22 protein-coding genes and 1 pseudogene are annotated in these 24,152 nt (G+C 58.7%); 9 read left to right on the forward strand and 14 right to left on the reverse strand.

The features are described from left to right. Positions 1–204 precede the first annotated feature (204 nt). From DWB67_RS09250 to DWB67_RS09295, 10 genes and pseudogenes are all read right to left on the reverse strand, one after another. A pseudogene (locus DWB67_RS09250) lies at positions 205–759 on the reverse strand (AGE family epimerase/isomerase); the annotation flags it as partial. An 87-nt stretch (positions 760–846) separates the two neighbouring features. Then, positions 847–1,452, reverse strand: a complete 606-nt coding sequence (locus DWB67_RS09255; protein ID WP_119807261.1) for a response regulator transcription factor — start codon at positions 1,450–1,452, stop codon at positions 847–849. A 3-nt stretch (positions 1,453–1,455) separates the two neighbouring features. Continuing rightward, positions 1,456–3,939: an ATP-binding protein gene (locus tag DWB67_RS09260; protein WP_147385919.1), complete on the reverse strand. Its 2,484-nt coding sequence runs from the start codon at positions 3,937–3,939 to the stop codon at positions 1,456–1,458. 108 nt (positions 3,940–4,047) lie between these two features. Continuing rightward, the gene (locus DWB67_RS09265; RefSeq protein ID WP_119807263.1) at positions 4,048–4,530 is read right to left on the reverse strand and encodes a molybdopterin-dependent oxidoreductase; all 483 of its coding nucleotides are present in this window, start codon (positions 4,528–4,530) and stop codon (positions 4,048–4,050) included. 164 nt (positions 4,531–4,694) lie between these two features. Further along, positions 4,695–5,603, reverse strand: a complete 909-nt coding sequence (locus DWB67_RS09270) for a homocysteine S-methyltransferase family protein (protein ID WP_119807393.1) — start codon at positions 5,601–5,603, stop codon at positions 4,695–4,697. A 36-nt stretch (positions 5,604–5,639) separates the two neighbouring features. Next, positions 5,640–6,425, reverse strand: a complete 786-nt coding sequence (locus DWB67_RS09275) for an ABC transporter permease (protein WP_119807264.1) — start codon at positions 6,423–6,425, stop codon at positions 5,640–5,642. Continuing rightward, positions 6,425–7,144 carry an ABC transporter permease gene (locus DWB67_RS09280; RefSeq protein WP_119807265.1) on the reverse strand — a complete coding sequence of 240 codons (720 nt, stop codon included), beginning with the start codon at positions 7,142–7,144 and terminating at the stop codon, positions 6,425–6,427. The genes DWB67_RS09275 and DWB67_RS09280 overlap by 1 nt, the downstream gene beginning before the upstream one ends. A 59-nt stretch (positions 7,145–7,203) precedes the next feature. Then, on the reverse strand, positions 7,204–8,019 hold the full coding sequence (locus DWB67_RS09285) for a transporter substrate-binding domain-containing protein (RefSeq protein WP_255418618.1): 816 nt from the start codon (positions 8,017–8,019) through the stop codon (positions 7,204–7,206). Continuing rightward, complete coding sequence (locus tag DWB67_RS09290; RefSeq protein WP_119807267.1) at positions 8,016–8,786, reverse strand: ABC transporter ATP-binding protein; 771 nt, start codon at positions 8,784–8,786, stop codon at positions 8,016–8,018. Before DWB67_RS09290 ends, DWB67_RS09285 begins: the two co-directional genes overlap by 4 nt. Before the next feature lie 145 nt (positions 8,787–8,931). Continuing rightward, positions 8,932–11,046 carry a heavy metal translocating P-type ATPase gene (locus DWB67_RS09295; protein ID WP_119807268.1) on the reverse strand — a complete coding sequence of 705 codons (2,115 nt, stop codon included), beginning with the start codon at positions 11,044–11,046 and terminating at the stop codon, positions 8,932–8,934. 83 nt (positions 11,047–11,129) lie between these two features. On the opposite strand from DWB67_RS09295, the gene DWB67_RS09300 reads away from it, so the two are divergent. Continuing rightward, the gene (locus tag DWB67_RS09300) at positions 11,130–11,549 is read left to right on the forward strand and encodes a helix-turn-helix domain-containing protein (RefSeq protein ID WP_119807269.1); all 420 of its coding nucleotides are present in this window, start codon (positions 11,130–11,132) and stop codon (positions 11,547–11,549) included. A 51-nt stretch (positions 11,550–11,600) separates the two neighbouring features. Here the strand turns inward: DWB67_RS09300 and DWB67_RS09305 are convergent, their stop codons facing one another. Beyond that, on the reverse strand, positions 11,601–13,481 hold the full coding sequence (locus DWB67_RS09305; protein WP_119807270.1) for a PhoX family phosphatase: 1,881 nt from the start codon (positions 13,479–13,481) through the stop codon (positions 11,601–11,603). A gap of 108 nt (positions 13,482–13,589) precedes the next feature. Continuing rightward, positions 13,590–14,210 carry an aspartate/glutamate racemase family protein gene (locus DWB67_RS09310; protein ID WP_119807271.1) on the reverse strand — a complete coding sequence of 207 codons (621 nt, stop codon included), beginning with the start codon at positions 14,208–14,210 and terminating at the stop codon, positions 13,590–13,592. 252 nt (positions 14,211–14,462) lie between these two features. Between DWB67_RS09310 and DWB67_RS09315 the strand changes: the two genes are divergently transcribed. From DWB67_RS09315 to DWB67_RS09335, 5 genes are read left to right on the forward strand one after another with little or no spacing between them, the layout of a single operon-like run. Next, positions 14,463–16,067 carry an ABC transporter substrate-binding protein gene (locus tag DWB67_RS09315; protein WP_119807272.1) on the forward strand — a complete coding sequence of 535 codons (1,605 nt, stop codon included), beginning with the start codon at positions 14,463–14,465 and terminating at the stop codon, positions 16,065–16,067. A 60-nt stretch (positions 16,068–16,127) separates the two neighbouring features. After that, positions 16,128–17,081, forward strand: a complete 954-nt coding sequence (locus DWB67_RS09320) for an ABC transporter permease (protein WP_119807394.1) — start codon at positions 16,128–16,130, stop codon at positions 17,079–17,081. A gap of 3 nt (positions 17,082–17,084) precedes the next feature. Then, positions 17,085–17,960, forward strand: coding sequence for an ABC transporter permease (locus tag DWB67_RS09325; protein ID WP_119807273.1), 876 nt, complete (start codon positions 17,085–17,087; stop codon positions 17,958–17,960). Continuing rightward, positions 17,947–18,960 carry an ABC transporter ATP-binding protein gene (locus tag DWB67_RS09330; protein ID WP_119807395.1) on the forward strand — a complete coding sequence of 338 codons (1,014 nt, stop codon included), beginning with the start codon at positions 17,947–17,949 and terminating at the stop codon, positions 18,958–18,960. Before DWB67_RS09325 ends, DWB67_RS09330 begins: the two co-directional genes overlap by 14 nt. Next, on the forward strand, positions 18,957–19,934 hold the full coding sequence (locus tag DWB67_RS09335; protein WP_119807274.1) for an ABC transporter ATP-binding protein: 978 nt from the start codon (positions 18,957–18,959) through the stop codon (positions 19,932–19,934). Before DWB67_RS09330 ends, DWB67_RS09335 begins: the two co-directional genes overlap by 4 nt. Here the strand turns inward: DWB67_RS09335 and DWB67_RS09340 are convergent. Then, positions 19,931–21,151 carry an amidohydrolase family protein gene (locus DWB67_RS09340; RefSeq protein WP_119807275.1) on the reverse strand — a complete coding sequence of 407 codons (1,221 nt, stop codon included), beginning with the start codon at positions 21,149–21,151 and terminating at the stop codon, positions 19,931–19,933. The two genes, DWB67_RS09335 and DWB67_RS09340, sit on opposite strands and share 4 nt — an antisense overlap. A gap of 81 nt (positions 21,152–21,232) precedes the next feature. Here DWB67_RS09340 and DWB67_RS09345 point away from each other — a divergent pair, with 81 nt between their 5' ends. After that, positions 21,233–21,634 (forward strand): nuclear transport factor 2 family protein, encoded by a 402-nt coding sequence (locus DWB67_RS09345; RefSeq protein ID WP_119807276.1) that lies wholly within the window; start codon positions 21,233–21,235, stop codon positions 21,632–21,634. Here DWB67_RS09345 and DWB67_RS09350 read toward each other — a convergent pair whose 3' ends face one another. After that, positions 21,635–22,336: a GntR family transcriptional regulator gene (locus tag DWB67_RS09350; protein WP_119807277.1), complete on the reverse strand. Its 702-nt coding sequence runs from the start codon at positions 22,334–22,336 to the stop codon at positions 21,635–21,637. A gap of 182 nt (positions 22,337–22,518) precedes the next feature. Between DWB67_RS09350 and DWB67_RS09355 the strand changes: the two genes are divergently transcribed. Together DWB67_RS09355 and DWB67_RS09360 are read left to right on the forward strand one after the other, a co-directional pair. Beyond that, positions 22,519–23,361 (forward strand): ABC transporter ATP-binding protein, encoded by an 843-nt coding sequence (locus DWB67_RS09355; protein WP_119807278.1) that lies wholly within the window; start codon positions 22,519–22,521, stop codon positions 23,359–23,361. Between the two features lie 3 nt (positions 23,362–23,364). Beyond that, complete coding sequence (locus tag DWB67_RS09360) at positions 23,365–24,138, forward strand: ABC transporter permease (protein ID WP_119807279.1); 774 nt, start codon at positions 23,365–23,367, stop codon at positions 24,136–24,138. The last annotated feature ends 14 nt before the right edge of the window (positions 24,139–24,152 follow it).

Genomic DNA, 24,152 nt, shown 5'->3' on the forward strand with positions numbered 1-24,152 from the left:
GATAGAGCAGCCCGGTAGCTCGTCAGGCTCATAACCTGAAGGTCGTAGGTTCAAATCCTACTCCCGCAACCAGATCACAAAAAGCCCGCAGCAAATGCCGCGGGCTTCTTGCATTCCAAACAAATCCACAAAAAAACCGGAAATGCCCCGATCAAACAGGGCATCTAAACCTACATGAACTCCGATACAGAAACACATCGGGACTCAAGCATCCGGAAAGCCGGTAAAACCAGGCCACAGACCCGCACGCGCACCTTCCGTCAAGGCAAGCAGAACGTGATAGAACAAACGCGTCAAGGCCTCGGGCCAGACAACCGCGCCAGTCTTGTCCAGACGGTTCACCCAGACAGCATGATCCGCAAACCAGTGACGGAACATCGCGCATAACAGCCCCCGCGCCTGTTCCCCGGCACCCGCATCACCCGCCATGTGCCGCATCGCATAGACCTTGATCGCCTCGGTCTGCGGCCACAGAAGAAAACTGCCGTCCATCACCCGACCATCCGGAAATACCGCGTCATAGGCCGCACCCTCCAGAATGCCGCAAGGCGCACGACCGAAACTCTCTGCAAAGCGAACCATCCGCCGTCCCGTCACCCAACTGCTCTGATCGCCGCTGAAAGACGCCTCGCGCCCCAGCAACCACGCCCATTCGTACTGGTGACCCGGTTCGCGTCGATCCCCCGTCAGGCCCGCCAAAGCCGAAAGATCCGGTGAGATAAACTCCGCAAGGCTATCCGTATCATCGTCAAAAAAATGTCGGAGAGATAAATTGCGTAAATGTGTCGGATTTTAATGAAAACCCATTCCCAATTCACGACCATATACTCCGCTAAAGCGCTATGTTTATCGAAGCTTTTCCATACCGATCAAAGCTGCCTGTGTGCGATTTGATGCACCAAGTTTTCGACATAATGTCTTCACATGAAGCTTGATTGTGACTTCTGCTAGCGAGAGATTGTTTGCCATTTCTTTATTGGAATGTCCTTCGCATAATCCTCTGAGAACTTCCGTTTCCCGATTTGTTAAATTGTCGATTGGTCCTATGTTTTCACGCGCCAGAAAGTCATAGGGGATAAAAGCCTGCCCTGAAGCGATAAGCCGAATTGCGACACCCAATGACGTTGCGCTTATTGTTTTTGGTAAAAACCCTTTTGCACCGGCTTGAAGGGCTTGCCGTGCAATTGTCGGCGATGCCGACCCTGATATCAGGGCCACATGTGATTTCGGGGACAATTCCTGAATTTGCGTAAGACCAGCCAGGCCATTCATCCCCGGCATATCGTAGTCCAAAAGGATAACATCAAAATTTTTGTCAACTGCTGTTGCAATTGCTTGGGATGCGGTTGGTAGGCAATTTGCGCTTATAATATAATCAAAGCCATCATTTTTCAGAAATGCGACAATTGTATCTCTTACCAATTCATGATCATCGGCTATCAAAATACGCACTGTCTAATCCTTTAAATGATCTGTGCCATTCTCAGATCTTTTATCTACTTTGTTCGAAAAAAAGTCATCGCGCAATATGTCTGCTGCCTTTTGCATAGCGTGTAATTTTGCTTTGTCGTTAGCAACTTTGAAACCCTTTTCTAGAATAGAAAACTGGATTTGCATGTCGTGATAACCAACGATTGCAGAACTGCCCGCCAATTTATGGGCCAGACGCGCCAATTGAGACGCAGTTTCATCGGTGTGAAAATTTGTCAGGCGTGTCAAACCTTCGCTAATTTCGACATTGGCTTTTTCTTTAAGCTTTGTGGCTGCCACAGGACCTAAGACACCAATCAGTTCCTGCGACGTTGAATTGGCAGAAAAATCATTTTTTGGCAAAGGCATTAAATTACGATCAAGGATCTGCCTTAGTCCTGTCCGGTTAAGTGGTTTGATCAGGACATCCTGCATCCCTGAAACACGGAAACGTTTGATATCCTCGGGCATGGCATGTGCGGTCAGCGCGACGATCGGGGTTGTCACGTTGCAACGCCCCCCGCGAATATGGGCCGTAGCATCGATGCCATTCATGCGCGGCATGCTGATGTCCATCAGTATCAGGTCATAGGATTTGCGCTCGGCTTCCTTGATACCTTCGATGCCATCGACAGCCTCGGTGATAACACATCCGAACAGCTTCAACATTTCCTTCAGGACCAGCCGATTAATTTCATTGTCTTCTACCAAAAGAATCTGGCGGCCAGCATGGCTTTGGTACGGCAATAACTCCGGCGCTTCAGTTACGTCTGCCATAGTGGCAATGTCCAGTTTCAGATGCAGGGTAAATGCGGTCCCTTCGCCTGGCTCGCTGACAACGTCGATGGCGCCGTCCATTGCCTTGACCAATCGTTTGACGATTGCTAAGCCTAGACCGGTACCTTCGGCTTTGCGATCGTAAAAAGAGCCCAAAGTTACAAATTCATCAAAGATCTTATCAATATCCTCGTCGGCGATTCCGACGCCGGTATCGCTGACCTGAATTTCGATCGTCCCATCACTGCGGATCCGGTCCAGCTGAACGCTGATTTGACCATTTTCCGTGAATTTGATCGCATTGCCGACAAGATTGACGATGATTTGACGAATTTTTACGATATCACCATTCAGCAGCCGGTTGTCGGCACAGAAGCATTCTAACGTTAGACTGTTGTTCCGCTTTTCTGCAGCAGCGCGCATACCGTCCAGTAGTTCGCTGAGTTCTTTTTCCGGATCAAAAGGCGCAAGTGAAAGGTTAATCTGGCTGCTATAGGCATGCGTTGCCTCTAGCACGTCATTCACGTGGTGCAACAGCAACCGTGATGAATGGTCCATCGCATTCAGTAGCTTTCGTTGGTGGTCATCGAAGCCGGTTGTCTTCAGCAGGTCCAGCGTGCCCAGAATGCCGTTCAGGGGCGTCCGCATTTCATGATTCATTACGGTGATCATGCGGGTTTTCTGGCGTTCCCCTTCAACTGCGCGGTCGCGAGCCTCGATCAAGTCCGCCTCGGTTTTTTGACGACGCGTGACGTCACGGATATAGGCGACCAAAAGCGGACCGTCGGTTTCCCGATTGATGGATATCGAAATTTCAACCGGTACCATCAGGCCGCTTTTGTGTTTTGCAAATGATTGGCGCATTCCAAAGTTTTCGACGGTCCGTAATTGCGTGTTCCGGCGCATATTCGCGTAAAATATATCCGCGGTTTCAATTCGGTCGGGCGGAAGAAGAATATCACGTACGTTGTGGCCGATCGCCTCATGGGCTGTGAACCCATAAATACGTTCAGCCGACCGGTTAAAGTTCTGGATGATACCTTGTTGATCGGTGACAACGATGGCGTCGAACGATGTTGCAAACAAGGATTGAAGACGGTTCCGCGCCGAGGTGATAAGATTATTCTGCTGACGCGCGGCTTTGAACATCAGCGACAGAATTAAAACTGTCCCGGCCAGTATTAGGAATAATATGACAATGATCGTAAACAGTTTTTGAAGGGTCTGGACAATCGTCGCATGACGGATATCCGTCTTGCGAGAGAAGTATTGAACCCCTTCAAGCGAGATTGTCCTGAGATCGGGATAGATATCCTGAAAATTCCGCTGAAGTGTTTGCAGGTTTTCAAGCAGATATTCGTCACTGGCGTCAATAATGGCTGTCGATTGCTGCAGCTTGTCTTTGACGTTTTTAATCGCCGCATCCACCGTTGATTGCTGGCGGACTTCCTGAAAGCTTTTCCCGTATTGCAGGGTGTTGATACGGGAATAGAAAATATCAAATTTTTCCCGTACTTCCTGAACCGGATATCCATCTTCTGTCAGTAATAGCAACGTCGCTTTTTGCAGGGTCAGTAGTTCGACCTCGGACTGGGCCAGATACCAATGGATGCTATCGGTGTTGATCGCGCTCAGCTCGTGCAATTGTTCGCGCATATTATGGTTGAATTGCCACATGACACCGATTGTCACGACAATCAGTGTCAGAAATGCCCCGACAGCAAGTTGGTAACGGTGAAACAAAACTGTCACCCGTCACTGGCAGCTGTGTTCATCCACAGCAACCGCAATAGGGAATAATTATTCCAGTATGATCCGGTCCAACTGCCAGATACTGCGCGAATAATTGATCTGCGTCTGGTATTCGATAAACTGATCATACGGATATACGATCCAAAGCGGCCCTTTGTCGCGGACGGACATCGGTTCATCGTTCTGGTAATAGGCTATGATCGGGAATTTGTCATTGATTTCATTTAAAGGAATTTCAACAGCGTAATCATTAATTGCCGTTGCCATAATTGTGCCTTCGGTAATTCCGGCATCTTTCAATAATGCCGACAGCGATACGCCGGTAAATTCCGGAACCCCGCCTGTCCAGATTGTAGAGGTTTCAAATTTGACCTGTGGAAACGCCATCAGATCATCCAGATCATACCTTTTGGACGATGTCGGCGTGGTGATTGTCATTAAAACATCACTGGTTTCCGACGGATTTGCATAAATCCCTTGAGGCAATGCCAGAAACGATGCGAAAGCAATTGCCGCTTTAAAATGGGTCATGTCTGCCGTCCTATGAAATTCGGAATAACCTAACATTGATGATCATCGACGGCTAAGGGCGCAAAAGGATAGGATACGATGCTTTCGGACAGTATCAGACTTATTAAATATCAATTGGCAGTGCCGGACCGCCATCTACGCCAGTCCGGAATATTACTTCCGAATTAACACTTACAAATCTGCAAGTGATTCTTCAGGTGGCACTTCATGGCTGCAATATGCGGCGCGTCGATGCCGCAGCACCCGCCGATAATCGTTGCGCCGGCTGCGATCCAACGGTCCATCCAGATGGTATAGCCTTCGGGACTCAGATCTTCACGAAGGCTGGAAATGGCCTCATTGGCGGCACCTTCATCTTCTGGGGTAAAGGCATTGGCGTAGACGCCGACAGGAATGCTGCTGCCGGTTTCGGCAATCACATCGCGGGCAATGATAATCGCGGGCTGCATGGCTTCGGGCGCAGAACAGTTGAACAGGACCGCTTTTGCGCCAAGTGATACGGCAAGGCGCACTGCATCCGCGACGCTTTCGCCGGACCGCAGGGCGGGCGCATCATCTGCACTGTCACGCAGGGTATAGGAAATCCACAGCGGCAGGTCCGATCCTGCGACGGCTTCGGCCGTGATGCGGGCTTCGGCCAGACTGCTAAGGGTCTCACCCAGCCACAGGTCGACATAGGCGGCCATATTGTCGACCAGCACCTTCAGGATCGCCTTCGCGTCATCCTCGATCAAGTTTTCGGGCTGATAGGATCCGCAGACAGGGGGCAGGGAACCGGCCACGCGGATCCGGTCACCGGTGTTTGCCGCCTGCCGCGCCAGATGGCCCGCCCGGGCGGCCAGCATGGCGCCATCCTGATCGAAACGGTCCTGACCCAGATGGAAGGGCACGACGGCATAATTGTTGGCAATGATGATTTGCGCGCCGGCGGCGATGAACTCCTCATGCGCTTTCTGGACGATCTGGGGTTGGTTCATCAGCGCAAGGGCCGACCATTCGGGTTGGCGCAGGATCGCGCCGCAGCGTTCCAGTTCGCGGCTCATGCCGCCATCCAGCAGGGTGATTTGGGTCATATCGAATTGTCCGTTCATAGGAAAAAGTGCAGGCGTTTAGCGGCCTGTCGGAATACGGTTTTCCAGCCAACGCAGCCCGACAATCAGGATCGCGCTGAGGCAGAGATAGATGGCCACCAGAAGCAACAAGGGTTCATATGTCAGCAGTGTCGTCTGGCGGATGCGGGTGGTGACCGCATAAAGGTCGGTGACGGTAATGGTTGCGATCAGCGGCGTCGATTTCAGCTGCAGGATAATCTCGCCCGACAGGGTCGGCAAAGCACGGTGCAGGGCGCGGGGGAACCAGACGCGGCGAAAGACCAGCCAAGGGGACATGCCGACGGCGCGGGCAGCCTCCAACTCTCCATGCGGAACGCCGGTAAAGGCACCGCGCATCACTTCGCCCTGATAGGCGGCAAAGGACAGGGTCAGCGCCAGAAAGCCATAGGGCCAAGCCTGTCGCAGATAAGGCCATGCCCACGATTCGCGGATTTCGGGAAATTGCGCGAACAGCGCACCCAGCCCGAAATAGAACAGCCAGAGCTGTAACAGCAAAGGCGTCCCGCGAATGACAGTGCAAAAGCCAAGCGACAACCACCGCAGCGGCGAAGGCCCCATTACCTGAAACAGCGCCAGCGGCAGGGCCAGCATAAACCCCGTCACAACGCTGCCTGCCAGCATCGCCAGCGTGACCTGCAACCCCTGCCACAGGCGCGGTAAGGCGGCCGGCAGCCAGTCCCATTGCATTGTGGCGATGATAGCGACCAGACCGGCCAGCGCCATGGCTGCCATAATCAGGCGGTGCGGCATCATCATACGGCGCAGAAGGGTCGGGTTTTCCATTAGCGTGCCGCAATCATGCCGCGCCGCGCGCGTGTTTCATACCAACGCAGGACCACATTCGACAGCAATGTCAGCAGCAGATACAGCGCGGCCGCCGATAGGAAAAACAGGAAATAGGCCCGTGTGGCAGATGCCGCCTGTCGCGTCACCTGCGTTAATTCGCTAAAGCCGATGACCGCCAGCAATGCGGTGTCCTTGGTGGCGATCATCCATAAATTTGCCATGCCGGGCATGGCATGCGGCGTCATGGCGGGAATGGTCACGCGGCGCATGACAGTGACGGGGGACATGCCGAACGCCTGCGCGGCCTCTATCTGGCCATGCGGGACGGCCTTTATGGCGCCGCGGATCACCTCGGTCGCATAGCCGCCCTGAACCAGTCCGATGACGATGATACCGGCCAGCAGGCCGTCAATGTCAAAACCGGTGAAGCCCATTGCCTGCGCGGCGCGGCTGATCAGATCGGTCCCGACATAATAGAACAGCAACATCAGCACCAGTTCGGGAACGGCGCGGATGACCATTGTATAAATCTCGGCCAGATCGCGCAGGACCAGCCCGCCATACAGCTTGGCGCTGGCCCCCAAGATGCCGATAATTATGCCGACAGCATAGCCCCCCGCCGCCAGCTGGATCGACCGCAGAAAGCCGTTCAACAGCGCACCACCCCATCCGGGGGCCGTCAGCGCCAGCAGGCTGAAATCGATCGACTGGAACATAACGCAGGGGTCCTTTCACGGGTCAGATCAGGGGGCGGACAGATCCCGCCCCCGACAGGTCATTCGCCATAGATATCGATCGAGAAATACCGGTCGGTGATCTGCTGATAGGCACCATCCTTGCGGATATCGGCCAGCGCGGTGTTTACGCGCGCCATCAGGTCGGTATCTTCCTGACGCAGCCCCGCGCCGATGCCATAGCCCAGCACCTCTGGGTCGGGCTGGACGGCGCCTTTATATTCGCAGCAGGCCTGACCCGCATCCGATTGTGCAAAAGGCTGCATCGCCAGTGAATCGCCGATCACCGCATCCAGACGCCCCGAGGCAAGGTCCTGCAATTCTTCATCCAGATTCTGATAGATGCGGATCGCGCCTGCGGTATCTGCGAAATACTTGTTGGCATAAACCTCTTGGATGGACCCCGATTGCGCGCCGATAAAAGCACCGGTGACCCCTTCGGGCGTAGGGGTAATCTCTGACCCTGCCTGCGTCATCAGGCCCGTGGGGGCGGCGTAATATTTATCCGAAAAAGCGATCTGTTCGGCACGCGCGGGGGTGATGGCCATCGACCCCATGATCATGTCGATCTTGCCCGTGGTCAGCGCCGGAATGATGCCGTCCCATGCGATGGGGGTGACCACGCATTCCGCACCGAGCCGGTCGCAAAGCTGCGTCATCAGATCGATTTCCCATCCCGACCACGCGCCCGCAGCATCAGGGACATAGAATGGCGGATAAGGTTCGGCTGATATGCCGACATTCAGCGTCTCGGCCAGAACCGGTGATGTCAAAGCAAGTGAGAGAAGGACCGTCAGGCCGGTTTTGCGAAACATATTGTCTTCTTTCTGGATGATGATGGGGCGGAGCGGGGTCACATGACCGATCGGATGAATTGCTTCAGATGGGCGGATTGCGGGTCACCGAACAGCTGCTCGGGGGTGCCTTCTTCCTCGATCCGGCCATCGCGTAAATAGATCACGCGGCTGGCCACATCGCGGGCAAAAGCCATTTCATGGGTGACAAGAACCATCGTGCGGCCTTCGTCGGCCAGATCACGGATAACGCCCAGAACCTCGCCCACCAGTTCGGGATCAAGTGCGCTGGTGGGTTCGTCAAACAGTATAGCCAACGGGTCGATGGCCAGAACCCGCGCAATGGCAGCGCGCTGTTGCTGGCCGCCCGACAGATGGACCGGATAGGTCTGCAGCTTTTCACCCAGACCGACACGTTCCAGCACCTGACGCGCGCGGGCAATGGCCTGATCACGCGGGACGCCCAGCACATGGACCGGCGCCTCGGTCACATTTTCCAGCACGGTGCGATGCGGCCACAGATTGAAGTTCTGGAACACCATGCCCAGTTGCGCGCGGATGCGTTGGACCTGACGGCGGTCAGCGGGCTGTAACCCGCCCGCGCGTGACGGGCGCATCGCATAGGCTTCGCCCTGAATGGCAATATGGCCCGATGTCGGATGTTCCAGCATATTGATGCAGCGCAGCAATGTGGATTTTCCCGACCCCGACCCGCCGATAATGGCAATCACCTCGCCTGCATTGGCGGTCAGTGACACACCCTTCAGCACCTGCAGATCGCCAAAGCGTTTATGCAGGTCACGGATAACAATGGCGGGCTGGTCGTTCATGGTGCCGTCCTTTTGACATGCGGGTCCGGCAGTGTCCTGTCGGGCGACATGTTGGGCGGCACATATGTTCAAACTGGCGAAATATGGCAAGCGCCGTCGTCGGATAGTCTTTGGAATATGCGACAAAACGACGCTTGCGCATGGGTTATCGCTTAAAGGTGACCTTGGTCGGGTCGTGACGCAAAAGGCGCATGGCGTTCAGCGTGACCAGCACCGTCGCGCCGGTATCGGCCAGAATGGCGATCCACAGGCCGGTGATCCCCAGAACCGAGGTGACAAGAAACACCCCCTTCAGCCCCAAGGCCAGCCCGATATTCTGGCGGATATTGCCCATGGTCGCACGCGACAGCCGGATCATCGCGGCCACATCCGTCACGCGGTCGCGCAGGATCGCCGCATCCGCGGTTTCCAACGCGACATCCGTGCCCGACCCCATGGCCACACCGACATCGGCCTGTTTCAGCGCGGGTGCGTCATTGATGCCGTCGCCGATCATCATGACCCCGCCGTCTGCCGACAGGTCGCGGATGGTGTCCTGCTTGTCCTGCGGCAGCATCTGGGCGCGGTGATCGGCGCCAAGGCTTTCGGCGATGGCGGCTGCGGTGCGGGGGTTGTCACCGGTCAGAATGATCGGGGCCACACCCAGGTCACGCAATTGCTGCATCGCTTGGGCCGCATCTGCGCGGGGTTCGTCGCGTAGGGCGACCATGCCCAGAACCCGTTCGCCAAATAGCACCGCAACGGTCTTGCCCTGTTCCTCAAGCTGGCGGGCGCGGTCCAGAAGATCACCGGACAGGATACCCGCGTCGGCGGCGTGGCGGGGGCTGGCGACGGTCAGGGTCTGCCCATCGATCACCGCCTGCACGCCTTTGCCCGCAATGGCGCGAGCGTCCGAGGTGGGGGGCAGGGCCACGTCGCCCGCCCGCTGGACAATCGCCCGCGCCAACGGGTGGCTGGAAGCGCCTTCGATCGCCGCCATCGTCACCAGCATCGTATCATCTGATCCCGTCACCGGAATAATATCGGTCACTTGCGGGCGGCCATGGGTCAGGGTGCCGGTCTTGTCGATGGCAACATGGCGGATCTTGGCCGCAGCCTCTATCACCGCGCCACCTTTCATCAGCAACCCGCGCCGCGCCCCCGCCGACAGCGCCGAGGCAATCGCCGCCGGAACCGAGATGACCAGCGCACAAGGACAGCCGATCAGCAGAAGCGCCAGCCCGCGATAGATCCAGACATCCCAGAGCTGCCCGAAGAACAGCGGCGGGATCACGATGGTCAGCGCGGCCAAGGTGACCACCACCGGCATATACCAGCGGCTGAAACGGTCGATGAACCGTTCGGTGGGTGCGCGCGATTCCTCGGCCTCTTCGACCAGACGGATGATGCGGGAAATGGTGTTATCGGCGGCGGCTGTGGTGACGGTGATGCGTAGGGCGGCCTCGGTGTTGATGGACCCTGCAAAGACGTCTTCGTCCGGACCACGGGTGACGGGAATGCTTTCGCCCGTCACGGGGCTTTCGTCGATGCCGCTGATGCCGTCGATGATGCGCCCGTCGGCAGGGATGCGGTCACCAGGGCGGACCAGAACGATCCGGCCCGGTGCCAGCGATGCGGCGGGCACTTCGCGGGTCTTGCCGTCCTGTTCCAGCAGCGCGGTCTTCGGGACCAGATCGGACAGGGCACGGATGCTGTCGCGGGCCTTGTTAGAGGCGACGCCCTCCAAGACCTCGCCCACGGCAAATAGGAAAACGACTAGCGCGGCTTCCTCGGCGGCCCCAATCATCAGGGCACCGGCGGCGGCAATGGTCATCAGACCTTCGATGGTGAAGGGCTGCCCCATGCTTGCCATCTGGAAGGCGCGGCGGGCGACGGGTGTCACGCCGATCAGACAGGCGGCGATAAACGCCCAATGCCCGATCACGCCAAATGTCGTCAGCCGGATCGCCCATGCCAGCGCCAGCAACAGTCCCGTGGCGATGACCAGCCGCCCCTTGGCGGTGCTGTGCCACGGCCCGTCCTGCGGGCCGTGGTTATGGCCATGCGCCTTGGGGGCCGTGATGCCAAAGCCCAGCTTGCGGACCTCATCCTCGATCTGCGCTTCGGGGGTGGTGCCATCGGTCGTCAGGGTCAGCTTTTGTGACATCACGGTCACCTGCGGATCGGTGATCCCCGGCAGGCGCTGCACGGCGCGGGTGATCTTGGCCGCGCAACCGGCGCAATCCATGCCCGATACGGCCCATTCGCGGCGATTTTCCATAGTCCGACCCTTTCGATGGCGTCCTTGTGTCTTATGTGTTGGGAACATAGGATCTCTAGTGACTAGAGGTTCAAGGGGTGAATATGCCAAGCATCGGTGATTTAAGCAAAGAGACCGGCGTCAAGATTCCGACCATCCGCTATTACGAGGAAATCGGCCTGTTGCCGCCCCCTGCACGCAGCGCCGGAAACCAGCGGGTCTATGACACGGCCATGCTGCAACGGCTGGCCTTTATCCGGCACGCACGTGATCTGGGGTTTTCGCTGGCTGATATTCAGGAATTGCTGGGCATGTCCGATGATCCTGACCAGTCCTGCGCCGCAGCAGATGTCATTGCCACGCGCCAGCTGGCATCGGTCAAGGCGCGTATCGCCCGTCTGACCGCATTGCAGGATGAATTACAGCGGATGCTGGATCACTGTTCCTGCGGCACCATCGCCGATTGTCGCGTGATCGAGGTGTTGGGCAATCACGATCTGTGCACCCATGACCACGCGGAATAGAAAATGGCGCGCCGTTTCGGGCGCGCCATCCAAAAGCCGTTAAAGCCGGTATCAGCCGAACATCTGGCCGTCTTCACGCCACACAGCGATCACCGAAGAACGCGGCATGCCGGTGTTGTCGGGCCACGAACCGCCCGGATGCTGGATGCCGACAAAGGCGGTCTTGCGGTCGGGCGACCATGTCAGACCGGTGACTTCGCCACCCTTGGGGCCGGTCATGAAGCGGGCGATTTCGCCGGTTTCCGGATTGCCAACCAGCATCTGGTTGTTGCCTTGGCCTTCGAATTCGCCTTCGTTGCTGTCGTCACCATCGGTCTGGATCCACAGCATCCCGTCGGACGAGAATGCCATCCCGTCGGGCGAGTTGAACATGTTGCCTTCGTTCACATTCTCTGAACCGGCATAGGCATCGTCGCTGACAGTGGGGTTACCCGCCATGACATACAGATCCCATGCAAAGTCCGTTGCACCGTGATCTTCGCCCGTTGGACGCCAGCGCACGATCTGGCCGTAATTATTGGCTTCGCGCGGATTGGCACCGTTCACCGGCTGGTCTGCGCCACCTTCTGTCGGGGCAACGCCACGGTTTTTGTTGTTGGTCAGCGCGCAATACACTTCGCAACGGATCGGGTTGGCCGCGACCCATTCGGGACGGTCCATCGTGGTGGCGCCAACTTTGGAGCCGGCCATCCGCGAAAAGACCAGAACCTCTTCCATGGGCATGCCGGTGCTTTCGGCGGTCAGCGGCAGCCATTCACCCGACATATCGTCGTTGAATTTGGCAACATACAGCGTACCGTCCGACAGCAGGCCATCCGTCGGCTGACCTTCGGCCCATGTGCCGTTGGACACGTATTTATAGATAAATTCGCCGCGCTCGTCATCGCCCATATAGACAACGACACGACCGTCATTGGCCTGAACCATTTCAGCATTCTCATGCTTGAAGCGGCCAAGGGCAGTGTGCTTGACGGGGACCGAAGTGGCGTCCAGCGGATTGATCTCGGTCACCCAGCCGTGGCGGTTGGGTTCGTTCGGCTCGGCAACCACGTTAAAGCGTTCGTCGAACTTCTCATAGGCATAGCGGCTTTCACCACCCAGACCATAACGGATCTCGCCTTCGGATGGGGCGTGTTCACCCACAGCACCGAACATGCCGTTGAAGTTTTCCTCGCAGGTCAGATAGGTGCCCCAGAGGGTCTTGCCCGAACCGCAGTTGTTGGTCGTGCCCTTGGGCGACATGCCTTCGGGGTCGGCCTTGGTCTGGACCAGCGCGGAACCGGCGGCAGGGCCATCCATGGTCATCTGCGTTTCATGCGTGATGCGGCGGTTATAGGGGCTGTCGACGACAACCTTATATCCGTCATCGGTATTTTCGATTTCCAGAACAGTGACGCCCTGGATGTTCTTCAGCATGCGAACCTGATCGGCGTTCTGCGGCACGCCTTCGGTTTCGGCTGGCAGGTTGATTTCAGGGTTGGCGTATTCTGAATTGATGGCAAGGATGATCTTGTCGCCATCGGTAAAGGTTTCCATGCCGTCGGTGTTTTCCCCGAAGACCTTGTCAGACATCTCGATCGACAGGCCGGTTTCGGGCGAATAGGCGTCTTCGGCACCCGAAAACAGCGCGTCACCATAACGGACGACCGGCTTCCAGCTGTACCCTTGAGGGACGTGGACCGCAAAGTCGGTGGCAATGCCGATGGGCTGGAAAGCAAAGGCCGATGCCTGCGCGTTGGCCGAGCTGGCCGACCCGAACAGGCCCGTGCCCATCACAGCAGCGCCCGATCCGAAGGCCAGTGCCGCACCAAGGAAACCGCGACGCGACAAAGCGCGTTCGACGACGGCATCAAAACCGTTGTTGTCGGGACGCGGGTCGCGCAATTCGTCATATTCATCCCACGACAGGTTTGCGATGTCCTGCTTGTTCATGGCGGTATCCCTTCGGCATCAATCTGAAAGCCACGATCGTGATGATCGGGCGATGCCGCAGGACCTATGCCCCTAACCCTTCAGTTTTCTGACGCTTCCAAGAAGGTTTCATGTCAGGGGGCGCATCAAGGCCGCCGCCTCGGGGATGGGTTGGATCAGGGGGACCGGACAAAGGGCGTCAATGCGCTGGGCAGCCTCTGCCAAAGGGCCACCGCCGATGATCACCGCCTGGGCGCCCGCAGCTGCGGCCCGACGTGAGGCATCCAGCAATTCACGGTCCAGCAACGCGGGGTCTTTCATGACGCTCAGCGTGGGGCCATCGGTCAGGAAGCATCCCAGATAGCGGCCCTGACCGGCATGCGCTTTCATCAGCCGGTCGATGCCCTTGACCAGTTGCGGGGTGGTCGTCGCTACGGCAAAACTGCGCCCGCCAGCCCCTGCAGCACGCGCCGCCGCAGCGCCGATGCCGATCACGGGAATATCCAGCCGCGCCGCCAGCCGCACAGCACCGGGATCGCCAAAGGCCGATACGATCACCCCGCGGCACCCTTGGGGCGGCTGCAACTGCGCGATCTGGTCACCGGCCTGTGCAAGCAGGGCAGGGGTGTGGATCAGGTCGGCCCCATGGGGTGCGGTCCATCCCTGAATCTCGGGCAAAATCCGCGCGGCAATCGCGCACATCGCCATGGTCGTTTCGGCATTCGTGTTTGGATTGGCCAGAAGAATCATGAGTTTCCTTTCCGCGTTCCTGCAAGCCGCGCCCTGCTTTCCGCAAAGTCCACGAAACTGCACCCATCGGGCGCATAAGTTTTCCGTATGCAGAAAACGTGATCAATCTGGTCGCGCCTTAAGCAGCACAATAGCCGCCGGCCTTTTCCTTGTCGTGATGTGCCGCGGAACAGATGCATCCGTTCTGATCCAATTGGATGGTGACTACAGAAAACGGGCGTCCATAGACCCGGTCCAACAAGGAGATCAACATTGTTCCAACTTAGAAAAGGCCTTGCCGCATTGGCATTGTCGGTTGCTGTTCTGGGCGCGCATGGTGCGGCCGCCCAAGGGACCCTTCGCATCGGGATGACGGCATCCGATATTCCGCTGACCACCGGCCAGACCGATCAGGGCGGCGAAGGGCTGCGCTTCATGGGCTATACGGTCTATGACGCGCTGATCAACTGGGATCTGACCAGTGCCGACAAGCCGTCCGTGCTGACGCCGGGTCTTGCGACCGAATGGTCGGTCGATCCCGAAGATACCACCAAATGGACCTTCAAGCTGCGCGAAGGCGTGACCTTCCATGACGGCAGCACCTTTAACGCCGAAAACGTCGTCTGGAACCTGGACAAGCTGCTGGTCGAGGATTCCGAACAATACGACCCCCGCCAGTCGGCACAGGGCAAGTCGCGTATTCCGGCCATCGCCAGCTATCGCACGGTCGATGATTACACGCTGGAAATCATCACCAAGGAACCGGACGCCACGCTGCCCTATCAGCTGGCATGGATCATGATGTCCTCGAAGGCGAATTGGGAAGCACAGGACAAGGATTGGGAAAAGGTCGCGGAACATCCGTCAGGCACCGGTCCATGGCAGCTGGAAACCTTTGTGCCGCGCGAACGTGCCGAAATGGTACCCTATCCCGAATACTGGGATGAAACCCGTGTGCCACAGCTGGACAAGATGATCCTGATCCCGTTGCCGGAATCCAACGCCCGCTCAGCGGCGCTGATGTCCGGTCAGGTCGACTGGATCGAGGCACCGGCCCCCGACACCATCCCCGCGATGGAGGGGAACGGCTTTGTCATCACCTCGAACGCGTATCCGCATAACTGGACATGGCATCTGTCGCGTGTCGAAGGATCGCCGTGGAATGATATCCGTGTGCGGAAGGCCGCCAACCTTGCCATCGACCGTGAAGGCATGGGTGCTTTGCTGGGCGGTCTGATGATCCCCGCCGAAGGCTTCGTGCCGCCCAATTCGCAGTGGTTCGGCAACCCCGATTTCAAACTGACCTATGACATCGAGGCAGCACAGGAACTGATGACCGAGGCTGGTTTCGGCCCCGACAACCACCTGCAGGTCAAGGCGCTGATCTCGCCATCCGGTTCGGGCCAGATGCTGCCCCTGCCGATGAACGAATACATCCAGCAATCGCTGGCCGAGGCATGGATCGACGTCGAATTCATGGTCGTGGAATGGAACCAGATGATCAACCTGTGGCGCGCAGGTGCTGCCGATCCGGCGGTCGAGGGCGCACAGTCGATCAACTTTACCTATTTCATCCAGGACCCTTTCACCGGCTTTATCCGCCATCTGGATTGCGACCTGATCGCCCCGAACGGCACCAATTGGGGCCATTACTGCGACGAGGACATGCAGGACCTGTTCAAGAAGATCAAAACCACCTTTGATCCCGAAGAACAGGATGCCCTGCTGCGGACCACGCATGAAAAATACGTGAATGACGCGCTGTTCCTGATGGTCACCCATGACGTCGCGCCGCGCGCCATGTCACCCAAGGTGCAGGGCTTTGTCCAATCGCAGAACTGGTACCAGAACTTCTCGTCCATCACGATGGCCGAGTGATTTGAAACCCCGCGCCATCGGCCCTTTGGCTGGTGGCGTTTTATGGCGGGATGTGACGACGTGCTCAGCTATTTTCTTCGACGCCTGATCCTTGTGCTGCCGGTCGCCTTCGGGGTTTCGGTGGTGTGCTTCATGCTGGTCCAGATCGCGCCGGGTGATCCCCTAACTGCGATCATGCCGGTCGATGCCACTGCCGAACAACAGGCCGCCATGCGTGCCGCCTATGGGTTGGACAAGCCGCTGCCGGTCCAATACCTGATCTGGATCGCGAATCTGCTGCAGGGCGAGATGGGCCGATCCATCGCCAGTGGCCGCCCCGTTGCCGGCGAGGTTTTCGGCGCCGTCAGCAATTCGCTGTTACTGGCGGGGGCCGCTGCGGTCATCGCCTTTCCGATCGGCACGTTCCTTGGATTTCTGGCGGGATATTTCCGCGACACCATTCTGGACCGCTTCATCACGGCACTGTCGATCACCGGTGTCTCAGTTCCCAATTACTGGCTGGGCATTGTTCTGGTCATTATCTTTTCGGTCAATCTGGGCTGGTTGCCGTCGATGGGCGCTGGGCCGGGCGGGTCGCAGGACTGGCATTGGGACTGGGCGCATATCCGGCATCTGGTGCTGCCTGCCGTGACGCTGGCCGTGGTGCCCATCGGCATCGTGGCGCGCACCGTGCGGGCGCTGGCCGGTGATATCCTGTCGATGGATTTCGTGCAGGCGCTTTATGCCAAGGGCCTTAGCCGAGGCGATGTGCTGCGCCATGTGGCCCGCAATGCCGCCGCCACTGCGCTGTCGGTGATGGGCTTGCAGCTGGGCTATCTGCTGGGCGGGTCGATCCTGATCGAGACTGTCTTCAACTGGCCCGGTTCCGGTTTCCTGCTGTCGAACGCGATCTTCCAGCGTGACCTGCCGCTGTTGCAGGGCACGATCCTGATTCTGGCGATGTTCTTTGTGGGCATGAACCTGATCGTCGATGTGGCTCAAGCCGCCATCGACCCCCGTATCAAAAGGACCTGAGAAATGTCGCAGGTAGAAACCGCCGTTCCGGCGCCCACCCATCGCGGCTATTGGTCCCTTGTCATGTCGCGCCTGCTGCGCGATCCGGTGGCCATGGCCTGTCTGGCCGTGCTGGTGCTGTTGGTCTGTTCGGCCATCTTCGCACCGTGGCTGGGGCTGGCAGACCCTTATAAGGGGTCGATGATTGCCCGTCTGAAGCCGCTGGGAACGCCCGGCTATCTGCTGGGCACGGACGAACAGGGCCGCGACATGCTGTCCCGCCTGATCTATGGCGGACGTCTGACGCTGTTTATCGGCTTGATGCCGGTGGTGCTGGCCTTTTTCATCGGCGGCGCGCTTGGCATCGTCGCAGGCTATGTCGGCGGCATCACCAATACGATCATCATGCGCGTCGTCGATGTGTTCTTTGCCTTTCCGTCCGTCTTGCTGGCGATCGCCATTTCTGGGGCCTTGGGGGCAGGGGTGCTGAATAGCCTTGTGTCGCTGACCATCGTCTTTATCCCCCCCGTCACCCGCGTGGCAGAGGCCGTGACTTCGGGCGTCCGCCAGCTGGATTACATCGACGCCGCCCGCGCATCGGGTGCCAATGCGCTGACGGTGATCCGTGTGCATGTCATCGGCAATGTGCTGTCGCCGGTCTTCGTCTATGCGACCTCGCTGACCTCGGTCTGCATGATTTTGGCGGCGGGTCTGTCGTTTCTGGGCATCGGCGTGCGCCCGCCCGAACCCGAATGGGGGCTGATGCTGAACACGCTGCGGTCGGCCATCTATGTGAACCCGTGGCTGGCGGCGCTGCCCGGCGTGATGATCTTTGCGACCTCGCTGTGCCTGAACCTGCTAAGCGACGGTCTAAGGAGTGCGATGAATGTCCGTGACTGACAAACCCCTGCTAAGCGTACGCGACCTGAAAAAACACTTTCCCATCAAAGGCGGTATCCTTGGCCGGACGCAGGCGATGGTGCAGGCCGTCGATGGCGTCAGCTTTGACGTCGCCCCCGGCGAAACCCTTGGCATTGTCGGGGAATCCGGCTGCGGCAAATCCACGACGGCCAAGCTGCTGATCGGGCTGACCGACCGCGACGAAGGCGACATCGTTCTGAACGACAAGACCCTTGGACGCGACATGAACCTGCGGGCGCTGCGGCGCGACATCCAGATGGTGTTTCAGGACAGCTATGCATCGCTGAACCCGCGCATGACCATTCTGGACAGCGTGGCGTTTGGCGCGCGGGTGCAGGGTCTGGATGATCCGCTTGGCCGTTCGCGTCGCTTGATGGACCGCGTGGGGCTGGCGGCGGACCGCTTTGCCCATCGCTATCCGCATGAACTGTCGGGCGGCCAGCGCCAGCGGGTGAACATCGCTCGCGCCTTGGCCATGTCCCCCAAGGTCGTGGTGCTGGATGAGGCCGTCAGTGCCTTGGACAAATCGGTCGAAGCGCAGGTCCTGAACCTTCTGGCCGATCTGCGGGCGGAATTCGGGCTGACCTATATCTTTATCAGCCATGATCTGAACGTGGTGCGCTATATCTCGGACCGCATTCTTGTGATGTATCTGGGCGAGGTGGTGGAAATTGCCCCCGTCGATCTGATCTGGGCCGATCAGGCGCATCCTTATACGCGGTCACTGTTTTCGGCGATGCCGTCGATGGACCCCGACAGCCGCACTGAAAAGCCGCCGCTTGCGGGTGATCCGCCAAACCCCATCGACCCGCCATCTGGCTGTCGTTTCCATACACGATGTCCGCTGGCCGCACCTGTTTGCAAGACCCGCCATCCGGTTCTTGCACCGCGTGTGCAGGGATCAGCGCATTGGGTGGCCTGCCATCTGCATGATGTCAGCTCGGGGCATCCCGACGCAGGAAAGGGGTTAACGGCATGAGCGATAATCTGTTGGAAATCCGCAATCTGGACGTCCGCTTCAAGGGCGCGCGCAATGTCCATGCCATCAATGATCTGTCGCTGGAACTGAAACACGGCGAGACGCTGGCCCTGCTGGGCGAAAGTGGGTCGGGCAAAAGCGTGACGCTGAAAACGCTGCTGCGGTTGCTGCCTGAAAAGCGCACCGATCTGGGCGGTTCGATCGACTTTGACGGCACCGATATCATGACGCTTTCGGGCAAGCGGCTGCGGTCCTATCGCGGCGGCGACGTGTCGATGGTGTTTCAGGACCCCGGACTGGCGCTGGACCCCGTCTACACCATCGGTCAGCAAATCGCCGAAACGGTCATGCGCCACAAAGGCGTCAGCCGAGAGGATGCGCTGGATGTCGCGCTGGACATGCTGCACCGCGTGCGCATCCCTTCGGCGGAACGGCGGATGAAGAACTATCCGCATGAACTGTCGGGCGGCATGCGGCAGCGGGTGATGATCGCGCTGGCGCTGGCCTGCCGTCCGCGGCTGCTGCTGGCGGATGAACCGACCACGGCGCTGGATGCCACGGTGCAGATCCAGATCCTGCTGTTGCTGCGCGAGTTGCAAAAGGAATTCGGCATGGGGGTGATCTTCGTCACCCATGATATCGGCGTGGCGGTCGAAATATCCGAACGGATCGCGGTCATGTATGCCGGCCAGATCATCGAGGAAGGCACCACCCGCGAGGTTATCCGCAACCCCCAGCACCCCTATACCCAAGGGTTGCTGGCAGCGAACCTGCATGACGTGGCGCGTGGCACACGGCTGGATGCCATCCCCGGATCGCCCCCCGCATTGGAGACGCGCCCCGACGCCTGTCCCTTTGCGCCGCGCTGTCCGCTGATGGTGGATGCCTGCCGTCAGGCGCTGCCCCCTGTCCAGCGCCCCGGCCCACGCCGCCGCGTGGCCTGTCTGCGCGCGGGCGAAGCGATCCCGGCCTAGGGGTTCAGGATGGTGGCGGCGGGGCGATCAAAGCTTTGCCGCCCCCGTTTGAAGCCCATCAGCGGTTGGGCGATACTCGCAAAAGCCTCGGTGCCGTTTGGCGCATCCAGCACCAGCAGATCGGCCCATGCACCGACATGCAGGCCATAATCGGACAAGCGCAGGATACGCGCCGCGTCATGTGTCACCATCCCCAGACATCCCCCGAAGTGATCCGCCCCCAGATGCATGGTATTTGCATAAAGGTTGGCCATACGGATCAACGATGAATCCCCATAGGGCGTAAACGGGTTCATCACATTGTTCGTCGCGACCGACACCGCGACCCCCGCTTGCGCCAGCAGATGCACCGGTGCGATCCCGCGCGGCGCACGGTGGCCCATCTCTATCCCGTTCAGATACAGATCGGTCGAGGGCAGGGCCGTCACCGCAACCCCCGCCTGCGCCAGCATATCGGCATAGCTGGAGAACATCGCGTCATCCATCATCGCCAGCTTGGTGACATGGCCGATATTCACCCGACCCTGCCAGCCGTGACGGACGGTTGCATCGCAGATGGCATCCATATGCGACCCGTCGGGGTCCAGATCGAAATCCAGATGGAAGTCCAGATCGACATCATGGCGCAGGGCCATGTCGAACAGGCGGGTGATCTGCCCCACGGGATCGGTGTCGGTATAGGGGCAGCCGCCCAGCAGATCGGCACCCTGTTCCAAGGCCTGTTCCAGCATGCTTTCGGTGCCCGGATCATTCGTCAGCCCCTCTTGGGCGAAGGCGCAGATCGACAGGTCCAGCGCAAAGGCGAATTCGCGTTTCAGGTCCAGCATTGCCTGAAAACTGCGCATGCCGGCCCTTGGGTCGACCTCGACATGGGTGCGCATATACATGGTGCCTTGGGTGATGGCCGCCCGGATGACCCTTGCCGCGCGTTCATACACATCCTGAACCGTGAAATTACGCTTGGCCGCAGAGACCGCCGCAACCGCGCCAGCCAGCCCGCCTGCCTGACCACAGCGGCATAACAGCCCCGCCTTATCCAGATGGATATGCGTTTCCACCAACCCCGGAATGACCACCCGCCCGTCCAGATCACGGGTGCAGGACGCCGTCCCGATGTCTTGTCCGATGGCAACGATACGCCCGTCGCGGACGCCGATGTCGCAACTTGCATCATCAAGACGGGAATTGCGCAGCAGCATGTCGAATTGGGCGGTCATGTGATTGCTTTCTGGTTCAGATATGTATCGGATAAGTGTATGCAGTCTGAAGCCGGAACTTCAAGGATCAAGGGGCCTCTTATGGATGCGACAACGGAACGTGACCTGCAAACGGTCAAAGATTATCTGGATGCCTCGATGGCGCGCGATACCGAAAGGGCAGCCCGCCATGTCGCGCCCGATTTCATCTGCCGCTTTACCGGCGGGCGGGTTTATGATGCGCCGGACGGGCCGACCGGCTTTAATGCCAGCCGCTATAAATGGGTAAAAAAGCGGATCGAGCGTTATGATGTCATGCCGGGGGACGGGCAGACAGTGATCTATAGTCTTGGCTATCTTTATGGCGAATGGCCTGATGGAACGCCTTTCGACAACAACCGCTATGTCGACCGCTTTACGGTCAAGGACGGGCTGATCCTTGATACGGATGTCTGGAATGACAGCGCCGAATGGATTCTGGACCCGACGATCGCCCGCAGTTGATCAGGTATAGGGGGCAAGGATGCTGACCAGATCACGCGTGCGCGTCCCCTCACCCCCCAGCAGCGCGCGTGCGGCGACAGCCTCCAGATGATCGGCCATCATCTGGGCTGCTTTATCCGCGGGGCCTTTGGCGATGGTGTCGATCAGCAGTAAATGTTCGCTTATCGCGCATTCGGATGAATGCGGACGACCCAATGACGACAGCGACAGCCCTGCACGATAGCAGATTTCGGTCACATAGCGCACCAGAATGGGCCGTCCGGTCATTTCAGCCAGCTTGATGTGGAATTCGGTCGCCAACCTGATCGAGGCGCCCTCGGGGCCGTCGCGGGCATCATGTTCCTGCTGGACAATATCCTTTAGCTGGCGGATTTGCGTAGCTGTCAGCTGGCCGACCAGATGTTTGACCACCTGCTGTTCCAGACCCACACGAATGTCGAAAATATCCCGTGCATCGGCGGGGGTCGGGGCGGCGACCATGGCGATGCGGTTACGGCGCAGATCGACCAGCCCCTCGGCGGCCAACTGGCCCAAAGCGTGGCGGGCAATGGTTCGGCTGACGCCGAAGCTTTCGCCCAAGGCATCTTCTGGCAGGCGGTCGCCGGGGAACAATGCCCCTTCAAGAATGGCGCGACGGATGCCTTGGCAGATGGCCGACATGCGGTCGCCGTCCAGTTTGGTTGTGGTCTTGCCGGTGGTCATCGTCTGTCGCCCTCTTGCATCATTCCCGCGCATTCCTGTCCTTGTTGCCCGAAAAGAAGGCAGTTTTCCCTCATTCCGGTATCAGACCTTTGGCCAGGATTGCCGCAATTCGGTTCTGGCGGCTAGATCAAGGACAGAAAGTGCATGCAATTGCGTGATGCACCTTACACAGGAAGCCCGTTATGCAACCTGACGTCGCACAGAACGACGCTGAACGAAAGCGCCCTGCGGTGCAACTGTCGCGCGCCGGTGTTTCCTTTGGTCAGGGCGATGCTGCGGTGCAAGCCCTGCAACCCACTGATCTGACAATTGATCAGGGTGAATTTCTGGCCCTGGTCGGCCCGTCCGGCTGTGGCAAATCCACCATTCTGAAGCTGGCCAGCGGTTTGCTGCGCCCCACCACGGGTGCCGTAATCGTCGGCGGACGCGAGGTGGCGGCCAAGGCGCTGCGCGTCGGCATGGCGTTCCAGAACCCCACGATGCTGCCTTGGTTGACGATCGAACAGAACGTCATGCTGCCCCTGAAGATCGTTCAGCCCTTCCGCCGCGATTTTGCCCGCAAGAAGCGTGGCGAATATCGGGACCGCGTGCATGCGTTGCTGGCCGATGTCGGTCTGGGCAATTTTGCGGGCAGTTTTCCGTGGCAATTGTCGGGCGGTATGTTGCAACGCGCCAATCTGTGCCGCGCGCTGATCCATGATCCCAGCCTGTTGCTGCTGGACGAACCTTTCGGTGCCTTGGACCAGTTCACCCGCGAGGAACTTTGGGGCACCATGCAAAACCTGTGGACCAAGCGCCGTCCCACCGTCCTGCTGGTCACGCATGACCTGAAAGAGGCAGGCTTTCTTGGCACCCGCATCTGCGTCATGAGCGCGCGTCCGGGTCGTATCATCGACGACAGCCCTGTGACCTTCCCGCGCCCCCGCACGGTCGAAATGACCTTCCAGCCAGAATTCGTCGCCCTGAACCAGCGTCTGCGCGAACGCATCATCGATGCCCGCAGCGAAACCATGGAGGGGGTCTGACCCATGCCCTATGCCCTGAAACGCCGCATCTGGGCCGCCGCGCTGATCGTCGGGTTTTTCCTGCTTTGGGAAATTCTGTGTATTGCGATGGATATATCCGATCTGATCGTGCCGCGCCCCAGTCAGGTCTTCGCCACGCTGTTCGCCCGCTTTCCGGTGCTGTTGCCGCATATCTTCCACACATTATGGACCACGATGATCGGCTTTGTGCTGGGCGTCATTGTCGGGGTCATCATCGGGGCGGTGATCGGCACGTCACGCACCGCCTATGACACCGCCTATCCGTTGCTGATCGGCTTTTCATCCATCCCCAAGGTCGCTGTCGTGCCGATCTTCGTGCTGTGGTTCGGGGCAGGGGCCGTGCCTGCGGTGCTGACCGCGCTGGCCATGTGCTTTTTCCCCATCGTCGTGAATATCGCGACCGGCCTTGCCACGACCGAACCGGAACTGGAGGACGTGCTGAAATCCCTCGGTGCCAGCAAGATGGACCTGCTGCTGAATGTCGGTTTGCCACGCACCATGCCGTTCTTTTTCGCATCGCTGAAAATTGCCGCAACCTTTGCTTTTGTGGGAACGGTGCTGGCCGAAACAGTTGCCTCGAACAAAGGCATCGGCAACGTGATGATGAGCGCGTCTTCCAATTTCGACGTGCCCTTGGTCTTTGCGGGCCTGTTCATTTTGGCCTTCCTTGGCGTCGCGCTTTACGTCCTGTTTTCGGTCATCGAAGGCCGGTTCGTGGGCTGGGCCAACCGCCGTGACGATTTTGCATCCACCTGAACCTATCCGGAGCC

This window comes from Paracoccus sp. JM45 (assembly GCF_003590715.1).
In the GTDB taxonomy this organism is placed as follows: domain Bacteria; phylum Pseudomonadota; class Alphaproteobacteria; order Rhodobacterales; family Rhodobacteraceae; genus Paracoccus.

What these genes read in the sequence shown, in the direction of transcription:
- DWB67_RS09325 (WP_119807273.1), top strand. Translation starts at nt 17,085, where the DNA reads ATGTCGCAGGTAGAAACCGCCGTTCCGGCGCCCACCCATCGCGGCTAT.
- DWB67_RS09350 (WP_119807277.1), bottom strand. Translation starts at nt 22,336, where the DNA reads ATGACCACCGGCAAGACCACAACCAAACTGGACGGCGACCGCATGTCG.
- DWB67_RS09305 (WP_119807270.1), bottom strand. Translation starts at nt 13,481, where the DNA reads ATGAACAAGCAGGACATCGCAAACCTGTCGTGGGATGAATATGACGAA.
- DWB67_RS09310 (WP_119807271.1), bottom strand. Translation starts at nt 14,210, where the DNA reads ATGATTCTTCTGGCCAATCCAAACACGAATGCCGAAACGACCATGGCG.
- DWB67_RS09270 (WP_119807393.1), bottom strand. Translation starts at nt 5,603, where the DNA reads ATGACCCAAATCACCCTGCTGGATGGCGGCATGAGCCGCGAACTGGAA.
- DWB67_RS09265 (WP_119807263.1), bottom strand. Translation starts at nt 4,530, where the DNA reads ATGACCCATTTTAAAGCGGCAATTGCTTTCGCATCGTTTCTGGCATTG.
- DWB67_RS09355 (WP_119807278.1), top strand. Translation starts at nt 22,519, where the DNA reads ATGCAACCTGACGTCGCACAGAACGACGCTGAACGAAAGCGCCCTGCG.
- DWB67_RS09300 (WP_119807269.1), top strand. Translation starts at nt 11,130, where the DNA reads ATGCCAAGCATCGGTGATTTAAGCAAAGAGACCGGCGTCAAGATTCCG.
- DWB67_RS09295 (WP_119807268.1), bottom strand. Translation starts at nt 11,046, where the DNA reads ATGGAAAATCGCCGCGAATGGGCCGTATCGGGCATGGATTGCGCCGGT.
- DWB67_RS09330 (WP_119807395.1), top strand. Translation starts at nt 17,947, where the DNA reads ATGTCCGTGACTGACAAACCCCTGCTAAGCGTACGCGACCTGAAAAAA.
- DWB67_RS09280 (WP_119807265.1), bottom strand. Translation starts at nt 7,144, where the DNA reads ATGTTCCAGTCGATCGATTTCAGCCTGCTGGCGCTGACGGCCCCCGGA.
- DWB67_RS09275 (WP_119807264.1), bottom strand. Translation starts at nt 6,425, where the DNA reads ATGGAAAACCCGACCCTTCTGCGCCGTATGATGATGCCGCACCGCCTG.
- DWB67_RS09335 (WP_119807274.1), top strand. Translation starts at nt 18,957, where the DNA reads ATGAGCGATAATCTGTTGGAAATCCGCAATCTGGACGTCCGCTTCAAG.
- DWB67_RS09340 (WP_119807275.1), bottom strand. Translation starts at nt 21,151, where the DNA reads ATGACCGCCCAATTCGACATGCTGCTGCGCAATTCCCGTCTTGATGAT.
- DWB67_RS09360 (WP_119807279.1), top strand. Translation starts at nt 23,365, where the DNA reads ATGCCCTATGCCCTGAAACGCCGCATCTGGGCCGCCGCGCTGATCGTC.
- DWB67_RS09345 (WP_119807276.1), top strand. Translation starts at nt 21,233, where the DNA reads ATGGATGCGACAACGGAACGTGACCTGCAAACGGTCAAAGATTATCTG.
- DWB67_RS09290 (WP_119807267.1), bottom strand. Translation starts at nt 8,786, where the DNA reads ATGAACGACCAGCCCGCCATTGTTATCCGTGACCTGCATAAACGCTTT.